The sequence below is a fragment of the Demequina ureilytica genome, assembly GCF_048553575.1.
Taxonomy (GTDB): domain Bacteria; phylum Actinomycetota; class Actinomycetes; order Actinomycetales; family Demequinaceae; genus Demequina.
Genome location: NZ_JBLZIE010000001.1, coordinates 216,289 through 233,784, shown reverse-complemented (window position 1 = coordinate 233,784; position 17,496 = coordinate 216,289). Strand labels below are relative to the sequence as shown.

Below are 17,496 nucleotides of genomic sequence, written 5' to 3'. Positions count from 1 at the left end.
CCCAGTACGGCCGATGCTCGGGCGGCGCAGTCCGCCTACGCGCCTTAGGTAAGGTGTCCCAGCGGGGCGGCGGGCATCCGACTCCGGCCCCCACTCCTTCTCTCTCAGCGAGGTCGTCCATGGCTCAGCAGCCCACCCACGCGGCGCCGCGCACGCGCAAGCGCCGCGTGTGGCCGTGGGTGCTGGCGCCCGTGCTCGCCCTCGCAGTATGGGCTGGCTGGCTCGCGTGGGACGGCATGCGGCTCATGGAAGAGGCGCAGGCTCTCGACAGCGGCGCCGCCCGCGCGCAGCAGGCGCTGACCGACCGCGACGCGGCGGCACTCTCCACCACCGTCGACGAACTCGCGCAGTCCGCGCAGAGCTTCAACGCCCACAGCGACGGCCCCCACTGGTGGCTGGCCGCCCGTACGCCGTGGCTGGGCGACCAGGTGCGGCCGCTGCAGGCCGCCGGCACCGCGATGGGCGTGCTCGCCGAGGACGCCTTGGGCCCGCTCGCGGAGCTCGACGACCTCAGTGCTCTCGAGGCGCCACCGTTCGAGGACGGGCGTATTGACCCGTTCTTCCTCGAGCCCTTTGTTCCCGCGCTGGAAAGTGCGGATGCCGCGCTCGCCAGTCAGAACACGGCATTGCAGGCGGCCGATGCGGACGGGGCCATCGCACAGGTGCGCGAGCCCTTCGAGCGGTTGCGCACGGAGATCGACGAACTCTCTGTGGTGGTGGCCGATGCCTACGCGACCGCGCAGGTGCTGCCCGGCATGCTCGGCGGCGAGGGGCCGCGCGAGTACATGGTGCTGATGCAGAACAACGCGGAGCCACGTGCGCTGGGCGGCATCGTGGGCGCGGCGCTGGAAGTGACCATTGACGATGGCCGGTTCGAACTGGGCGAGTACTACACCGCCGGCGACCTCAACGTGCCGGACGAAGAGGTCACCGAGCTCACCGACGACGAGTATCAGATCTTCACCCGCCGTATGTCGCTGTACCTGCAGAACGTCACCTTCACGCCGGAGTTCCCGCGTGCCGCCCAGGTGGCGTCCGCGTTCTGGGAACGGGAGCGGGGCAGCGTCCCCGACGGCGTCATCGCGGTGGACCCGGTGGCGCTCCAGTACATGATGGCCGGCTCCGACGAGCGTGAGGTGGACGGGCTCACCATCAGCGGGGACAACCTCGCTCAGGTGCTGCTTAACGAGATCTACCTGCGCTACGAGGACCCGAACGTTCAAGACGCGTTCTTCGCGCTCGCCGCGCGCGAACTGTTCGGCGAACTCGTCAGCGGCGGCGCGGGCGTGATGGATGGCGCTCAGCGGGCCCTCGACGAGGAGCGCCTACTGGTGTGGTCCGCCAACGAGGCGGAGCAGGCAGTCCTCGACACCACCGTCGCGGGTGGCAACATCCTTGAGCAGGACGAGACCCTCGGTGTTTTCATCAACGACGGCTCTGGCTCGAAGATCGGCTACTACGTCGACGCGACCCTGGAGGCGGAGCGCTCGATGTGTGGCGCAGGTGATCAAACCACCGGTGGCAGTGCGGTTCTTGAACTCACACACACATTCGACGGCGATGTGAATGACCTTCCGGGGTATGTCTCGGGGGCTGACGCCTTTGTGCCTGCAGGAGAGTTTCACGCGAATGTAGTGATCTACCCCCCTTCAGGTACCTCAGTGACGAATCTCGCACTCGATGGGGAGCAGGCCCAGATGCGGCCCGTAATCCATCACGGCCGGCCCGCAGCGAACGTCAGAGTAGAGGTTCTGCCAGGGCAGACGCGGACTCTCGCGTGGGAACTACAGTCCTACGAACCCTCGGCACAATGGACTGATGCGACTCTCACACCTGGCGCGAAACCTACTGTTAACGTCGCCGAAGTTCTCGAATCGCCGGAAGGTTGCTAACCTTTCGTCTGCATCCGTATTTTTTCGCATCACTTAGTTAGTCTGGGGAACCTCATGAGAGTTCGCGCACTTCTGGCCGGAGCGGCCACCGCCGCCGTCCTGGCACTCGGCACCGCTACCGGCGCCAACGCCACCTACCCGGCTCCCGAGGACTCCCTCCAGTTGGAGACCTCCGTTGTCGAGGCCGGTGCTTCCTTCAACGTGACCATCTCGGGTCCTAACGGTTCGGACGCGACGTTGTCCATCACCACCGATGGTGCTGATGCCTCGATCGCAGGCACTGTGTCCCTCACCAAGCTCATCGAGAACAACGCGGCAAATTTCACCGTGACCCTGCCTGAGGGTGTGAGCGGCGAAGTGACCATCACGGCCGCGCTCGACGGCGAAGTCGTGGACTCCTCGACGGTGACGATCACCGACGGAGACAGCGCAGTTGGCGGCGGCACCACCGCTGACGGCGACTCGCTCGCCGCCACAGGCGCAGACAACATGGGCCTTGCGGTCGCAGCGGGTGGCCTCCTGGTCGCCGGCGCAGCCGCACTGGCAATCGGTGCCCGTCGCAAGGCCGGCTCGAACAACCTGCAGTCGCGCGAGACGGTTTCCGTCTAACTCACACCGTTAACAAAAGTAGGCCGGGCGGTTCACCGCCCGGCCTACTTTTTAGTCTCGAGGGGCCGGTCAGCCCCGCACCCACGCGCTGATGTCACGCACCGCGGCCTCGATCATGGCGTAAGCACGGTCGTAATCGTCCTGGCTGCGACGGTACGGGTCGGGAACGTCCTCGATCTGGAACGCGCTGAGCTCGGGCCGGAAGCCCTGAATCGCATCGGGGATGTTGCGCAGCCGTTCGGCGGGGCTGTCGCCTTCCAGAGGCGCCTGTTCCCGCGCAGCCTTCGCGAGCTCGTCCAACAGGAACGTGCGGCGCAGCACAGAGGGCACCTCTTGCACTATGCGCGTGCGGTGCTCCGCCGTCATGGCGATGATGAGGTCCGCCTCGCGCGCTAATGACTCAGTGAGCTGGCGGGAACGGTGGGCGCGGGCGTCGATTCCGGCGGCGTCCAGGCCCATCAGCATCTGGGCGGGAATACCGGTGTCGGTCATGGCGTGGGTGCCCGCGCTGGAGAAGTCGGCAATATCGCCTAGGTGGTGCCTCAGCAGCGCCTCCACGGCGGGGGAGCGGCAGATGTTGCCCGTACACACGGTGAGGACCGTCGTCATGGGTGTTCCTCGCAGTTGCGTTGGTGGTTAGTCGAGCGGGCCTCGGAGCCCGCGTGGCACCACGGTACCTGTGGGTTCGCGGACCGAATGCAGCCGATGAGTCGGCGAGCCCTGTGGGGTAGATCACATATTGCGCATTCGGGCTGATGCTCGCCATTGTGCGAGTTACCATGCATCTTGGAGCCTAGACAGGGTAGCCACTTCCTTGGAGGGACACATGATCATTCGACGAACCTTGGCGATCGGCGCTATCGCCGGACTCTCGCTAGCAGCACCCACGGCCGCAATGGCCACCTATCCGGCACCTGAGGCCGAACTGACGTGCGCCACGAGCCAGACCGCTCCCGGCGACTCGTTCGCCTGCACGAGCACGGGCGCGGATGGCGACGAGCACCAGCTTCAGGCGACCACTGCAGGCGAGGACGCCTCGATCGCCGGCACGGTGACGTCCCAGGTCAAGGTCGTGGACGGCGGATCGGTCTCTTGGACCGTGACCCCGCCGAGCGACCAGGGCACGGTGGGCCTCTCGCTCATCGTCAACGGCGTGGCGACTGACACCGCTACCGTCGTCGTCGCAGAGGGCGGCGACACCGGCGATGGGGTGGGCGCCGGAACCGAGGATGGCCTCGCCGCCACCGGCTTCGACAACATGGGTCTGCTGGTTGGTGCCGGCGCGCTGGTTGTGGTCGGCGGAGGCGCCGCGGCATTCGCCGTGCGACGCCGCTCGAATCAGAGCGTCTGAGCCGCTCAATCAACTGACAGAAATGCCCCTCGCCTCGGCGGGGGGCATTTCGCGTTGAGCTACTTCTTCCTAGTTGACGGCTCCTCGTAGGTGTAGCCGTAGCGGCCGTACCCGTAAGCGTCAGGGCCCTTCGTGGTGAGCATGGTGAGCACGACTCCCGACACGGGAGCCTCGACGTTTTCGAGTGCGTCAACCGCGGCCTCGAGTTGAGGACGGCGCGTGCGGCCGGTGGCGACCACCAGCAGGCTCCCGCCCACCAGGCGTGCGAGCACCGCGGCGTCTGTCACCGGAAGCAGCGGGGGAGAGTCGTAGAGCACTACGTCGTATTCGCCGCGCAGGCGCTCAATGAGATCCGCCATGGTCGTGGATCCGAGCAGCTCGGAGGGGTTCGGAGGAATGGTGCCCGCCGGCAAGAGGTAGAGGCTAGTCCGCCCCCACTGCTGGGTGGCATCGGCCAGTTGCGCTCGGCCCACCAGCACGTCAGTGAGGCCTACTCCACCCTCGATGCCCATGTATTGCGCCGTCTTGGGCCGGCGCAGGTCGGCACCCACGAGAAGCACGCGCGCACCGGCGTCCGAGAGGGCAATCGCGAGGTTGGCCGCAGTGGTGCTCTTGCCCTCGCCCGGCAGCGAGCTCGTGACTACAAAACTCCTGTGCCGCTTGCCTGCATCGAGGAACTGCAGGTTGGTGCGCAGGGTGCGGAAGGACTCGGCGAGCGGACTGCGGGGCTCCGAGTGGAGCACCAGCGGGCGTTCTTTGGCCTTAGGGTCGAAGACAATGCCGCCTATGACGGGCTTGTCCGTGATCAGCTCTACTTCGCGCTCGCCTCGCACGCGCGTGTCGAGGGCGTTGCGCAGAAGTGCGAAACCGACGCCAATAGCAATGCCTAGCAAGAGTCCCAACGCTACGTTCAAGCTGAGCCGTGGGCTCGTGGGCTGTGACGGCACCTCGGCCTCCTGGACTACCGACAGGCTCACGGGTGACTCGGTATTCGCCTCGGTGGTCTCGATGTCCTCCACCACTTCGATGAGTGCGTTCGCTGTTGCTGTTGCGAGGCTAGCCGCGAACACAGGATCCGCGTTGGTGACCGTGATGTCCAGGACCGTGGTGTTGAGGGGCGCAGTTGCCGAGACGGCTTCACGCAGGCTCTCGACGGATGTGTCGATTCCCAGGGCCTCGATTGTGGGCTGCAGTACCGCCGCGGTCTTCACCAGTTGCGCGTAGGTGGTGACGCGCTGTTGCGTAAACGTGTTGCCCTGCTGAAGCTCGGAGACGCTGTCTCCACCAGAGGTGGAGACGAACACTTTGGCCGAGGCTGTGTAGGAGGGTGTGGCGGTGACGCTATATGCCACTGCCGCCGCTGAGCCCACGATGGCTGCAAGCAGAATCAGCCACCAGTTCTTCCTCAGAATGAGCAGGTAGTCCTGCAGTTCCACGTGATTGTCCCGTCCGCGCCTGGCTCTCAGGCGCTGGCCCATTCTGTCACGTGCGCGGGCCTAGGTAGTGAGAACCTCCGCACGCTCGCTAGTGTGTGCGGTGTGATATTCGCACGCGCTTCTATTCGTGATGAGGCGTCCTCAGAGCGCATGGGGGGCAAAGACGGCTGGTCGCTCAAATACGAGCGGCGCCTATTCCTCACGGACGCATTCGTCGTTGCGGTAGTAATGGTACTGGCCCACGCAGTGCGGTTCGGTTGGGATCCTGTTGCTCCTGTCTCAGGTACGTCGGCCCCCACCTACTGGCTTGTCTCACTTGCGATAGCAGTACTGTGGATACTCCAGCTTGGCTGGGCGCGATCGCGCGAGGCGCGGATTTTGGGTCACGGGCCGCAAGAATTCCAACGAGTGATAAACGCCTCGTGGCTGACCTTTGCGATCGTCGCCATTGTGGGATTCTTGACGCAATGGCAAATCAGCCGCGGTTATCTGCTATTCGCAATCCCAGTCGGCACCGCGACTCTTGTGCTCTATCGGGCTGCCTGGCGCCACTGGGTTCACGCGCAGCGTGACAGCGGTGAGTTGCAGGCACAGGTGCTGGTGGTGGGGCCGGTCCGCACCGTCGAGCAGATGGTGCGGCGGCTCAATCGAGCGCGTCGTGCGGGTCTACATGTCGTGGGAGTTGCGACGCCGCCGGGGTTGAGTCTGCAAGGGCTTGACGAGGTGTTGGGGGTGCCCTACGTGGGCCAACTCGACAACGCAGTCGACCAAGCTCGCGCGGTTGGCGCTGAACTCATCCTGCTCGCCGGCAACGACGCTATGTCTTTGGCTGAATCGCGCCGGCTCGGATGGTCGCTCGAGGGCACAGAGATTGGCCTGATCGTCGCGCCTTCACTCGTAGACGTTGCGGGGCCTCGGGTGCAAATGAGCCCGGTCGAGGGTCTTCCCCTCATGTATGTCGAGACGCCCACCTTCTCCGGCCTCAAGTACTGGGTCAAGGCGTTGTTCGACCGCACGATCGCCGCAGCCCTCCTGCTCATCTCAGCGCTGCCGATGGCGGTGATCGCTGTCGTCGTCAGGCTGAGTTCCCCCGGGCCTGTGCTGTTCCGACAACAGCGCGTGGGACAGAACATGCATCCGTTCGCCATGCTGAAGTTCCGGTCCATGCACGTGGACGCGGAGGAGCGTCTTGAGGACTTGCTAGAGACGAACGAGAGCGATGGAGCCCTGTTCAAGATGAGGAACGACCCACGCGTCACCGGACCCGGCAGGTACTTGCGCAGATTTTCGCTCGACGAGTTGCCTCAACTGATCAATGTTCTCAAGGGACAGATGTCGATGGTGGGGCCGAGGCCGCCCTTGCCGCGTGAGATCGAGCAGTGGGATGAGCGAGTGGGTCGTCGCCAATTGGTGAAGCCCGGCATCACAGGTCTGTGGCAGGTGAGCGGTCGTTCCGACCTTCCATGGGATCAGGCTGTGCTGCTCGACCTCTACTACACAGAGAACTGGAGCCTCGGCGGGGATCTGGTCATCATGTTCCGCACCTTCTTGGCAGTCTTCGCCAAGCGAGGGGCGTACTAGCTGTTGGTTCTCATGAGGTTAGGGACGGCATGGCCGCGAGGGAGGGATAGCCCCTGGGCCAGGATGGAAGTACCACTACATCCGTCTGCTGGAAGGACCGACCCCTCATGCACCACGCCGGGGACTGCTGAGGGTTGAGGTGATTCCTGACTTGCGGTGACTGAGGTTGCTGCTGGAAGGATGTTCCTCATGCCGAAAGCGTTGCCGAAGGAGTTCAGGGAGGACGTGCTCAGGGTGGCCCGCAACCGCGGCCCGGTAGTTGGCGCCGTTGGCGGTAACGACGCGCACGAACCTGTCGATGCCGTGAGCCTTGAGGAACGCGCGAGCTCGTGAGCAGAAGCCGATGGTGGTGGCGGCCTTCTCGTCTTCGAGGGGTTCAGCGTAGGCCAGGTGGAAGTAGTCGTCGATCATCGAGTGCAGAAAGACGTAGCTGCCCTTGGCGCCGCTTGTCTTGGCCCGATCCGAAGCACGATGCTGGGCGCTGCTGCGCCCGTGGGCGCGGTGTCCACCACTGTCGGGGATCCGTCCGACCTTCTTCACGTCCAAGTGGACCGTGTGGCCCGCGAACCGGGCCGTGATGGTGCCCACGACCCAGTTGGTTCATCCATCCGGGTCCAGGTGGCGAAACCGGGAGATCCTGAGACGTTTGAGCCACCCGCCGACGGTAGCCAACGAGATCGTATGGCCGTGAGCGACCAGTTCGCGCCGGATCGCTCTGGCCGTCCAGTAGTGCTCACGCCGCCACGCCTCGATCATGTCCACCACCTCGGACTCCGTGACCGCGGGACGTTCGAACGGTGCGCTGCAGCGGTCCTGAAGTCCCTGTTCACCCTCGCGCTCGAATCGGGACTTCCGCTTCGACAGGCACGCCCGCGACACCCCGGCTTCCGCGGCGACGTGAGCGACGGGACGATGCTGGCAGCACTGAATTGGGCGATACCGGCCCTCCGGCGCGCGCGGGGCTTAGCGTGGGTGATGAGGGATAGGTCCTTCCAGCAGGCAGATGTAGTGGTACTTCCATCCTGCCGCCAGGGCCCATCTCTCCCTCACGGCCCCGCTGTCACCACGCTTATGAGACGCAACAGCTACCTCGCGCCCCTCGACTATGCTCGCCACTGCACCAACGAAGTGGAACGCCACGGCTCACACACCGTCCGGACCAAACAACGGGGGCGGCCCAACGGTAGTGGGTCTGATGCGCAATAATGCTATCGAATGAGTCGACGCTTACTCGATCACATTTGTTGGAAAACCAGTTTCTGCCAGGCAAACAGAAGAAGGTGCCCACGTTGGACAACGAAGTTCGTGAACCGCCATTGCGAATCGCTTGCGTCGTACAGTCACAAGTCGCCGGCGGTGCTGAGAATTACCTCCGGCTGCTCTACGACCGGACCAGCCTCCCCGCGGACACAGCGGTACGACTCTTTGGTCACATTCCTCATTGGGACGACGCTGGCCAGCGCGCCACTGCAATCGACCTTGGGCCAAAGTGGGGACGTCGGACCCTGGCGAAGGGTCTACTAAGGGTCCGTGAGGAGCGCATGGCGGTTGAGAAGTCAGTGGCGGACTATCGTGCTGATGTTTTCCATCTCCAGTTCAAGCGTGAGCAGATCGCGTTCACGAAGTCGCTCGCGCGAACGGCTCCAGTGGTTTGGACGGAGCACGGAGTTGGCACCCCAGAAATGCGTGCGGTTCTCGGAGTCGCATACAGGCGGGCCGCTCAACATGCCGCAGCTATTGTTTGCGTATCCGACGACGTTGCAGCGCACGTTCGAGCACTTGTCGGGGAGAGCACGCAGATAGTCACGATAGAGAACGCCATAGACACGTCACAGCACCGGCCCACAGATGACGCAACCCGCCGCGCCGCGCGCTCGGAATTGGGGCTGAAAGAGGACGCCCTTGTGGCTGCCTGGGTAGGGCGAGTCGACCCAGACAAGAGGCCCATGCTTGCACTAGATATTGCACAGGGGTGGCACGGTCACCTGCTGGTTGCAGGAACGGGTTCGGAAGCGAGTGCTGTGCGGTCTCGCGCTGAAACTATGAACAATGTCCACTTCCTCGGATACCGCGATCCTGATGTCGTTTACCGCGCGGCCGACGTGTTTCTCATGACGACTCGCGGTTTGAGTGAAGGGCTACCGAACAACACTTTGCTCGAAGCAGCGGCGCGTGGCATCCCTACCGTCGGCGCGCCCGTCGGCGCGGTTGCCGACGTTGTTCGGCGCGCCGGTGGAAAGTCTCCCGATACCGACGCTCCGGAAGAATGGAGGCACGCGATCGAGGCGCTACGCGCAGACGTCGGAGCGCGAGGTCGTGCCATAGACTGGGCACTCGATCACGACATTGTGCAGTGGCGCGATAGGCACTTTGCGGCTTTCAGGCGCGTCGTTTCTGCCGCTGGATGAGCGGTGCCGCCTACAGAGCTGTAAGAGCGATGTGGAATCGCCCTTGTCTGCTTCACTCGGGATGACTGCGCCACACAATTGCCGCGGCGATAGCGACTGTATTGCCGCCGTGCGAGATGATTTTCGCCAGGAGCGCAACCTTTAGTTGGGCGCATCGCGGCGAGCTTCGGGAAGGAATTAGACGACACGTGACTCGCGGAGCAATCATCCATGAGTGGCTCGAACCATTCGGTGGAGCCGAAAATGTAGTCGATCGGCTTGCCGGTCTGTACCCGAGCGCAAATATTCACGCTCTCTGGAATGGTGCGCCCGGGCGCTATGAACAAGGCCGCGTCCATGAGACTTGGCTGGCACGTACCCCGCTGCGACACCATAAGGTACTTGCATTGCCCGCAATGCTCTCGGTTTGGAGGACACTTGGGCAGAGCGATATCGACTGGATGGTGTGCAGTTCTCACCTGTTCGCACACCACGCGAGGTTTTCCGGAAAGGCCCGAGATGCCGACAAGTATGTATATGCGTACACGCCAGCACGGTACGTATGGGAGCCCAATCTTGATCCTCGGGGCAAATCACCAGTTACGCGCCTTGCATCCAAAGTCTTGCAGCCACTCGACCGGGCTCGCGCCCAGGAGGCGAAAGCCGTGGCAGGAATTAGCAACTTCGTGCGCGAGCGCATTCGACGCGCGTGGGATGTCGACGCGACGGTAATCTACCCGCCAGTCGACGTCGGGCGGTTCGCCTCTGCGCCGGAGAACCTTAGTGGTGAAGATCTCGCCGTGTTGGAGTCGCTGCCGTCAGAATTCATTCTCGGGGCCTCCCGGTTCGTTGCTTACAAGCGCCTTGATTTGGTAGTCGAAGCCGGGGCGGCCCTGGGCATTCCCGTGGTGCTCGCCGGAGCAGGTCCACAGGAGTCGCAACTACGCGCGATGGCAAGTTCTCGGGCAGTGGATGTCAGGTTCGTGCACCAGCCCTCACATGAACTCTTGTCGATGCTCTATCGGGCGGCGGAAGCTTTTGTTTTTCCGGCGATCGAAGACTTCGGAATCATGCCTGTTGAGGCCATGGCGAGCAGTACTCCAGTGATTGCGCGTACGGTGGGCGGAGCGTCCGAGACGGTCGTTGACGGCGTGAGCGGTGCGCTCGTAGATCACTTCAGCCCAGGCTCTATACGTCAGGCGTTCGACACGGTGGTGACGCTGAATCGTTCCGACATCAGTCAGCGCGCCCAGCACTTTGATCAGCACGTCTTTGATATTCAAGTGAGTGCATGGCTGCCGTGAACTGTCGCGCGTCACGAAGGGGCGCCGTAGGGTTCTTGCGACACGACATTTTTCACTCCTGGTGTGAGGCGCCTGCTCCGTGACGAGCATTGACTTGACGCTGCGGCAGCGGCGGTACACTAGCCAGTCTGCACGCGCCCACCTACTTACGGGAAGGCGCTTCAGGTTCGTCATGTCTGAACGTGGATTGAGGGGGCGGCTTTGGGCGTGATGGCGAACAGACCGTCTGACGGCCAAGGAGCTAGCCCCCGAAGATTGTTGGGTGCAGTTTTCGGGAATGGCGGCGTGCGAATCTTAGGCGTTGCCAGTGGAATTGCAGTCGCTGCGACACTAGCCAGAGGGTTGAGCCACGCCGACTTCGGACGATTGGCACTTGTGCTCTCGCTAGTGGCGATGGCAACGGCCGTCAGTGATCTGGGCCTCACAAACACCGCAATCCGCCAACTTTCAGTCGAACCCGAATCGGATCGTGAAATTCTCGGTTCGCTTATTTCAGCGCGAGCCGTGACAGGATTTGTTGGCGCTTTGCTCGTCGGCGCTGTCGCCCTCGCGATCGATGGGTCTCCCCAGATGAAGGTGGTGGGACCGCTCGTTGCTGCCACGCTTCTTCTTAGTCCTGTGTCTTCGTGGCTGGCCATAGCTCAAGCCCGGCTGAAACTTGGGCGAGTCAACGGTCTGCTGTTACTCCAGAGCCTACTATGGACGACTTTTGTGCTCGTGTTGGCGGCCCTACACGCCCCACTCGTCGGATACGCGTGGGGGTTTCTGGGTTCTGCATCGATCCAGGCGGCTGCCACTTGGCTGTCACTTCGCTCTTATACTCGCCCAACATTCGTCGGGTCGGTGGCGAGGCTACGACAGCTCGCCACAGTTGCATGGCCAATAGCTGTAGGCGGCTTTTTTGTCACTGCGTACTATCGCATCGACGGTGTAATCCTCTACCAGCTCAAGGGGCCCATAGCTAACGCCGACTACTCTGCGGCCTACCGCGTTCTCGACGTGCTGCAGTTTCTCCCGGGTGCACTTCTGCTAGTTGTTCTTCCCCTTTTGTCTGCGACTTGGCGAACCGGCGTCCAACTAGGCGCAGAGAAGAGGGCTCGGCTATTCCGACTGGCGTCGACCGTAACTATGGCCATGTCACTGCCCGTCGCGGTTGGGGGCGCCCTTCTCGCGCCTAGGCTCGTTCGCTTGGTGTATGGGGAAACGTACGTAGATGCCGGGCCCCTCTTGGCGATCTTAATGTTGGGGTTTCCTGCTATCTCATTTGGTTATGTCGCCGTAGGCTTGGCTCTCGCGAGCGGCAAGACGAAACTGTATGCAATTACAGCGGCGACCGCAGCTGTCTTCAATATCGTGGCGAACATTCTGCTAATCCCGGGCTACGGTGCTGTGGCGGCGGCGTGGACCACTGTGGCCACCGAGTTCGCTGTTGCGGGTACGTTGCTGTTGGTCCTGACACGGCGTGAGCGATTACCGCTTCCCTGGTCCGCATGGCTCGGCTCGATTGTGGCGACTGTGTGCATGGCGGGTGTCCTGTTGGTGCTCGGGGGTGCACCTCTGGGCGTGTTGATTATTGTGCCCGGTTGCGTCTACGCCGTTGCGGCGCTGGGCTTCAAGGCTGTGCGCTGGGCTGACGTCAAGTCAGTCATGAGCCGGCGGAAATTGGAGTGGTAGTGACTCGAGATGTTGTCTGCCTTTCCACGGCTGATTGGGGCGCAGAGCTCTGGACGAACAAGCAGCACCTGATGTCCCGCCTGTCAGACGCGGGAGTGCGGGTCCTGTACGTCGACTCTCTAGGCCTTAGGGCTCCCAGTACGTCGAAACGCGACTTGAGACGGATCGGGAAGCGCCTAGCAGGCTGGCGGCCCTGGGCTACAAGACTGCGGCCGCATCTGTTCCGCGACTCCCCCCTTGCTCTTCCGTGGCCGGCGGCGCGACGGCTGAACAAGCGCCTCCTTCGAGCGCGAATGCGCCGAAACGCCCTGCGCTACCACCTGAGCAAGCCAGTGCTGTGGACCTACACGCCTACTGCCGTGGACGTCTATGAAGCTGAGCGTTTTTCCGGAATCGTGTACCACTGCGTGGACGATCTCGCCGCATACCCGGGCGTTGATGCCGAGCACTTTCTCGCTCGCGAGACAGAACTAGTGGCGATCGCCGACGTGTGCATTGCGTCGTCACGGCCTCTGCTGGAGCACCTCCATCGGCTTGGGGCCCGAAAGGCGATTTACTGGCCGAACCCCGCGGACGTAGCCCAGTTCCTGCCTCTCGTCAGGCGAAACAGGCCACTGACAGACCGTCCTCAGATCGGCTTCGTTGGCGCGATTCAGGAACACAAGGTCGACACTCAACTAGTAGTTGACATGGCAAAGCTAAGACCTGATTGGGACTTCGTTTTGGTTGGACCAGTCGGGTTTGGTCTCCAACAGTCGGGGTTGCACAAGGTGCATTGGCCTGTCAACGTTCATCTTCCCGGGATGGTTTCGCATCAAGAGTTGCCCGACGTCCTACAGAACTTCGATGTCGGCCTTATTCCATATCGCATCAATAACTACACCTCTTCGGTGTTCCCCATGAAGGTGTTTGAATACCTGGCGGCTGGGCTTGCGGTCGTATCCACGCCGCTGCCGAGCATCGTTGGCGAGGTCGAACATGTTGAGTTTGCGGACTCGGCCGCCACGATGATCACTGCCTTGGATCGCGTTCTTAGTGCCGATCTCAATTCAGATCGCGCGCGCTTCGCGCGTGTCGAGTACGCCTCCGGGCACTCTTGGGAGTCGCGATGCGATGAGGCCCTCGCCCTGCTTGACGAGCTCGCAAAGCAAAGGAGACTGTAGTGATTGACCTCCTAGTCGTCGCATTGGAACCCATGTGGCCCGCCCGCCAGGGAGGGCAAGTTCGCATGGCAGGTCTTATCGAGGCATTGTCAGGACAGTTCCACACTGTGGTAGCCCTTCCTCGGGGCCAGGTGATGACGGGCGCACCGGTAGCCGTGCGTTCATTGGGAGACCCAAACAGCAGACGCGCTATGGCTCGAGGGTTCTTGAGCCCACTACCGCGGATAGGTCACGCCACCCTTGGCGCCCAGGGGCGAGATCAAATCAGGTCCATAACCGAGGAGTTCAAGCCCCGCGCGATCCTCTACACACACAGCTACTTAGCCGCAATGGCTGGCCCTACGGACGTGCCAGTAATCGTCGACTTCCAGAATCTAGAAACCCAACGACTCTCCACGTTCGCGCGACGCGGGCGCTTGCACAACCGCGCATCAGCACACTTCGAGTATTTTAAAGCGCGCCGATGGGAGCCCGAGACCGCGCGCCGGGCCTCGCTTTGTTTAGCATTGAGCGACGCCGACAATGCAGAACTCAAGGGGTGGGGGGCCGAAGTGATAACTGTGCCCAATGGAACCGCTCGCGCCTCCGCTCTTGTACGATCGCCCCGCCGAGGACCTGCTGTGTACTTGGCTAGTGGCGACTATGCGCCGAACTTGGACGGTGGCAGGTGGCTACTCCGTCATGTTTGGCCCCAAGTTATCGCGAAGGATCCAGGGGCTAGGCTCGTCATCGCGGGAAGGGGCACCGCGGCCGCGTATGCCTACGCGGCGTCTATGCCTGGAGTGACAGTGCTCGGCGAGGTTGACGATACGCGCGCGCTACTAGATTCAGCGGCAGTTGTCGTCGCGCCCGTCAACTCGGGAGGGGGACAACAGCTAAAGGTCATAGAAGCGTTGTCCCGGGCTCGAGTCGTATTGGCGACGCCGTTCTCCGCGCGATCTGTACCCCCTGAGACGCGTGATCTGTGTATCACGGCCGAAGACGCCATGGCCTTTTCTTCGGCACTGGTGGACACGCTTCATGACACAGCGGCCAGATGGAGCCGCGAGGATACAGCCAGCAAGAGTGCCGAATTACTGCCCACATGGCGGGAGTCGGTTGCGCCGGTCGCGGTCTGGCTGGCCGCGAGATGAGCGCCGCACCCATATCCGTGCACTTCGTTGAACCGGGGGGGCAGGGCGGGGTATTCCAACACACGGCTGAAGTGGCCCGGCTTATAGTTGAGGACGGCGGTCGAGCGGTGCTACATACTTCCGCTGACCGTGAGCCTTTGGAATTTGGGGACATCGTCGTCTGCGGTTGCGTGAAGTGGTATCGCGACACTACACCTCGAGCACTTCGCTATTTCCAAATTGTCTTCGGTTATCTCTTCTTGACCTTGCCTCACCTGAGTGCAGAAACCAAGGGACGCATAGTGCATTTGCATGGACTCTTTAAAAGTCCGCTCTATGCGATGACACTGTGGCTGTTGAGACTGCGGGCGGAGCGTGTCGTCTTCAGTCCACACAATACTTTCTCTCGCGCTGGTCGGCGTTGGGAGGCGCGAACACTGCAATGGGCAATGCGCCGCACCGATATCGCAGTATGCTACTCGAATTTTGACGCTGAACATGTCAGGCCTTGGGGGGTTGAAGCGGTGGTCTGTCCGCTGGTCATGTGGATGCCGGAGACGACGCTGGACGATATCGCCGAGTGGAGAACGCGACTTTCGGAAGGCTCCTCTTCTGTCATCATTCTTATGGCTGGACAAATCCGCGCGGACAAAGGAATTGACCAGATGATACTGGCGGCGCCGCTGATCACCGTGCCTTTCAAGTTCGCGGTCGTGGGGGAAGACAAGGGGCATCTTGAGTACTGCCGCGAGATTGCCAATCGAACCGGTGTCGAAGTGGTCTGGATGAACGAATATTTCACAACTTCGGAAATTGCAAGCGCTATTGCTGCCGCCGATGTTGTTGTACTTCCCTACTCCCAAGCGAGCCAGAGCGCTGTAGCCGTCCTGGCGAATGCCGTGGGAACGCCGACCGTGGCCTACCCTGTAGGAGGAGTGCCGGAACTGGCAACCGTGACGACATCGCAGGCCAACCCGCGAGCCTTGGCTGAAGGGATCATGCGCGTGATAACAACACAGGACTGGTGCATCCGGGAGCCCGTTGAGGGGCTCGGCCCCTACGAAGGAGTATACGGTTCATGAATGCCCGCTCCCTCGATGGCGAGGTGAAGGTTAGCGCAGTACTGCCAACTTTCAACCGGTCGGCCGCGCTTCGCGAGAATCTTTCCAGTTTTTTGGAGATCGAGCACCTAGGTGAGTTGATTGTCGTTGACGATTGCTCTAGCGACGACACAGAGGCCTATCTGGCTGGGGTCGACAATCCGCTGCTTCGGATAGTCAAGCACTCCACAAACTGCGGATCTCCCACCGCCCGGGCAACTGGGGTTTCAGTGGCCCGCTTTCCTTGGATTCTTATGCTCGAGGACGACGTCCGAGTGCCACTTGACTACGCGAAGGTCTTGCTTGAGGTGGCCGAGCGTATGGACGCTTCTGTCGCGGGAGCGCCATGGGTGCACAGTTCCGCCGAACGCCTCGACGCTGATGTGCAAAGACTGCAGTCCCTTGCGGTAGACCGTATCGGTCTCGACACTCATCCCAGCACGTTTCCAATGACAGATACGGACACACCATTCTTGCCCGCCATTGTACTCGTGAATCGGAGCTTCTTCGAGGGAGTGAACTATGACCCGGGGTATCGAGGGAACGCCTGGCGTGAAGAGACTTCGCTGTACATCTCTGCTATTGAACTTGGGTACCGCTGTGTTTTGACGCCGCATACCTTCTCGTATCAGATTCAACAATGGGGCGGCGGACAAAGGCGCTCTCGTTTAGCATACGAGGGCTGGGTTTTTCGGAACAACTGGCGTTTTCTGCGCCGCCATGAGACGTTCCTTCGCGAAGAAGGATATATTGCTTCCGTACCTCTTGGACAGGCGGATTTTGTGATGGCCCGATTGGCGGGCCTCGTTCGCGGAAAACTGTCATCTTTGAAGCGGAGGTCGACGTGAGGCGGCGACTAGCCATCATTGCAGCTGGAACCGACACACGTATGGGTGGTGTTGAGCGTTTCTCATCGAATCTCGAGGAAGCGCTTGAAGGCGATCATGATATTGAACGTCTGTCTCCAAGCCGAATCGTTCCCAGGGGTGCAGCGAGATTCGGGCTGAAAGACGCTTGTCAGTCTCGGGATGCGACACGCGAGTTCGGCGAAGGCACCTTCGACCTCGGAATCAGCAACGGCACGCTTGGCTGGGGGTCACCGAAGACTATTCCTAGAATTCACGTCTTTCATGGCACTTCACCGACTTCGGCTTGGCGCAATAAGGCACTTCCACGAAGGGAGAGGATTAGAAGCGGTGTGTCCGGCGGGGTCGCGGAGTGGCTGGGGGGAAGAACCGTCACGACTGTCGCAGTGTCCCGCTCAGCTGCTGAGGAGGTTCACAGGCTCTATCGGATCAAAGTTGATGCCGTGATCGAGAACGGTATCGACACGAGGCTGTTCGCTCCCCGCGACCAAGCCGAGGCGCGGCGTCGGCTTGGACTGCGAGAGGGCCAGAAGGTGGCACTGTTTGTGGGTCGGGCTGAACCGAGAAAGGGGTCGGGGGTGGCTCTTGAGGCAGCCAGGGCTGCGGGATTCACGCTTGCGGTAGCCGGCGCGCGCCCCGTCGAGGGTGCAACTAATCTAGGACTACTCAGCCCGGACGAACTGTCCTGGGCATACTCTGCGGCGGACTGCGTCCTCTTTCCCACGAGCTATGAGGCCTGCAGTTTCGTAATTCTCGAAGCGCTGGCATGCGGCGTACCGCTCATCACGACCCCGACTGCGTGGGCGCGTGACTTGGGTGCCCGGGTAGGTGGCTACTCGGAACTACTAGTGCCACCCAGGGTGAAGGAAATCACTGCAGCGCTGCAAACGGTGCGCGACTCACGACTTGACTCTCTTGTGACTGCCGGTCGGGAGCTGGTCGAGGCTTCGAATTCGCTCGACTCGTTTGGGAGCGCCTGGAGAGAGTTAGCGACTCGAGCGATTCGTGGTTGACGTTAAGG

The 17,496-nt window shown here is 62.0% G+C and carries 14 protein-coding genes and 1 pseudogene; 12 read left to right on the top strand and 3 right to left on the bottom strand.

The features are described from left to right. Nucleotides 1-119 precede the first annotated feature (119 nt). Both ACNI3K_RS01005 and ACNI3K_RS01000 read left to right on the top strand, forming a co-directional pair. Nucleotides 120-1,892, top strand: a complete 1,773-nt coding sequence (locus ACNI3K_RS01005) for a DUF4012 domain-containing protein (protein ID WP_419389997.1) — start codon at nt 120-122, stop codon at nt 1,890-1,892. Between the two features lie 54 nt (nt 1,893-1,946). Beyond that, nucleotides 1,947-2,501 (top strand): LPXTG cell wall anchor domain-containing protein, encoded by a 555-nt coding sequence (locus ACNI3K_RS01000; RefSeq protein WP_419389996.1) that lies wholly within the window; start codon nt 1,947-1,949, stop codon nt 2,499-2,501. Between the two features lie 69 nt (nt 2,502-2,570). Here ACNI3K_RS01000 and ACNI3K_RS00995 read toward each other — a convergent pair whose 3' ends face one another. Beyond that, nucleotides 2,571-3,110, bottom strand: a complete 540-nt coding sequence (locus ACNI3K_RS00995; RefSeq protein WP_419389995.1) for an arsenate reductase/protein-tyrosine-phosphatase family protein — start codon at nt 3,108-3,110, stop codon at nt 2,571-2,573. A 217-nt stretch (nt 3,111-3,327) separates the two neighbouring features. On the opposite strand from ACNI3K_RS00995, the gene ACNI3K_RS00990 reads away from it, so the two are divergent. Next, nucleotides 3,328-3,852 (top strand): hypothetical protein, encoded by a 525-nt coding sequence (locus ACNI3K_RS00990; protein WP_419389994.1) that lies wholly within the window; start codon nt 3,328-3,330, stop codon nt 3,850-3,852. A 59-nt stretch (nt 3,853-3,911) separates the two neighbouring features. On the opposite strand, the gene ACNI3K_RS00985 is transcribed toward ACNI3K_RS00990, so the two are convergent. After that, a complete protein-coding gene (locus tag ACNI3K_RS00985) occupies nt 3,912-5,288 on the bottom strand; it encodes a tyrosine-protein kinase domain-containing protein (protein WP_419389993.1) in 1,377 nt (458 codons plus the stop codon). Between the two features lie 102 nt (nt 5,289-5,390). Here ACNI3K_RS00985 and ACNI3K_RS00980 point away from each other — a divergent pair, with 102 nt between their 5' ends. Beyond that, nucleotides 5,391-6,869 (top strand): sugar transferase, encoded by a 1,479-nt coding sequence (locus tag ACNI3K_RS00980; protein ID WP_419389992.1) that lies wholly within the window; start codon nt 5,391-5,393, stop codon nt 6,867-6,869. A 249-nt stretch (nt 6,870-7,118) separates the two neighbouring features. Here the strand turns inward: ACNI3K_RS00980 and ACNI3K_RS00975 are convergent. Then, nucleotides 7,119-7,799 (bottom strand): annotated as a pseudogene (locus ACNI3K_RS00975) (helix-turn-helix domain-containing protein); the annotation flags it as partial. A 275-nt stretch (nt 7,800-8,074) separates the two neighbouring features. On the opposite strand from ACNI3K_RS00975, the gene ACNI3K_RS00970 reads away from it, so the two are divergent. From ACNI3K_RS00970 to ACNI3K_RS00935, 8 genes are all read left to right on the top strand, one after another. Beyond that, nucleotides 8,075-9,277 (top strand): glycosyltransferase family 4 protein, encoded by a 1,203-nt coding sequence (locus ACNI3K_RS00970; RefSeq protein ID WP_419389991.1) that lies wholly within the window; start codon nt 8,075-8,077, stop codon nt 9,275-9,277. Nucleotides 9,278-9,393: 116 nt separating this feature from the next. After that, on the top strand, nt 9,394-10,560 hold the full coding sequence (locus ACNI3K_RS00965) for a glycosyltransferase (protein WP_419389990.1): 1,167 nt from the start codon (nt 9,394-9,396) through the stop codon (nt 10,558-10,560). Between the two features lie 285 nt (nt 10,561-10,845). After that, entirely contained in the window at nt 10,846-12,234 is a 1,389-nt protein-coding gene (locus ACNI3K_RS00960; protein ID WP_419389989.1) for an oligosaccharide flippase family protein, read from the top strand. 293 nt (nt 12,235-12,527) lie between these two features. Next, nucleotides 12,528-13,397 (top strand): glycosyltransferase, encoded by an 870-nt coding sequence (locus ACNI3K_RS00955; protein WP_419389988.1) that lies wholly within the window; start codon nt 12,528-12,530, stop codon nt 13,395-13,397. Between the two features lie 32 nt (nt 13,398-13,429). Further along, on the top strand, nt 13,430-14,530 hold the full coding sequence (locus ACNI3K_RS00950; protein WP_419391082.1) for a glycosyltransferase: 1,101 nt from the start codon (nt 13,430-13,432) through the stop codon (nt 14,528-14,530). Beyond that, nucleotides 14,434-15,591, top strand: a complete 1,158-nt coding sequence (locus ACNI3K_RS00945) for a glycosyltransferase family 4 protein (RefSeq protein ID WP_419389987.1) — start codon at nt 14,434-14,436, stop codon at nt 15,589-15,591. The genes ACNI3K_RS00950 and ACNI3K_RS00945 overlap by 97 nt, the downstream gene beginning before the upstream one ends. Then, nucleotides 15,588-16,457, top strand: a complete 870-nt coding sequence (locus ACNI3K_RS00940; RefSeq protein WP_419389986.1) for a glycosyltransferase family 2 protein — start codon at nt 15,588-15,590, stop codon at nt 16,455-16,457. The genes ACNI3K_RS00945 and ACNI3K_RS00940 overlap by 4 nt, the downstream gene beginning before the upstream one ends. Continuing rightward, on the top strand, nt 16,454-17,488 hold the full coding sequence (locus tag ACNI3K_RS00935; RefSeq protein ID WP_419389985.1) for a glycosyltransferase family 4 protein: 1,035 nt from the start codon (nt 16,454-16,456) through the stop codon (nt 17,486-17,488). Before ACNI3K_RS00940 ends, ACNI3K_RS00935 begins: the two co-directional genes overlap by 4 nt. The last annotated feature ends 8 nt before the right edge of the window (nt 17,489-17,496 follow it).

Bases quoted from the DNA above. Each gene is read 5' to 3' on its own strand.
- ACNI3K_RS00965 (WP_419389990.1), top strand. From the start codon at position 9,394: ATGATTTTCGCCAGGAGCGCAACCTTTAGTTGGGCGCATCGCGGCGAG.
- ACNI3K_RS00970 (WP_419389991.1), top strand. From the start codon at position 8,075: ATGCTATCGAATGAGTCGACGCTTACTCGATCACATTTGTTGGAAAAC.
- ACNI3K_RS00940 (WP_419389986.1), top strand. From the start codon at position 15,588: ATGAATGCCCGCTCCCTCGATGGCGAGGTGAAGGTTAGCGCAGTACTG.
- ACNI3K_RS01005 (WP_419389997.1), top strand. From the start codon at position 120: ATGGCTCAGCAGCCCACCCACGCGGCGCCGCGCACGCGCAAGCGCCGC.
- ACNI3K_RS00945 (WP_419389987.1), top strand. From the start codon at position 14,434: ATGGAGCCGCGAGGATACAGCCAGCAAGAGTGCCGAATTACTGCCCAC.
- ACNI3K_RS01000 (WP_419389996.1), top strand. From the start codon at position 1,947: ATGAGAGTTCGCGCACTTCTGGCCGGAGCGGCCACCGCCGCCGTCCTG.
- ACNI3K_RS00995 (WP_419389995.1), bottom strand. From the start codon at position 3,110: ATGACGACGGTCCTCACCGTGTGTACGGGCAACATCTGCCGCTCCCCC.
- ACNI3K_RS00990 (WP_419389994.1), top strand. From the start codon at position 3,328: ATGATCATTCGACGAACCTTGGCGATCGGCGCTATCGCCGGACTCTCG.
- ACNI3K_RS00955 (WP_419389988.1), top strand. From the start codon at position 12,528: ATGCGCCGAAACGCCCTGCGCTACCACCTGAGCAAGCCAGTGCTGTGG.
- ACNI3K_RS00950 (WP_419391082.1), top strand. From the start codon at position 13,430: ATGTGGCCCGCCCGCCAGGGAGGGCAAGTTCGCATGGCAGGTCTTATC.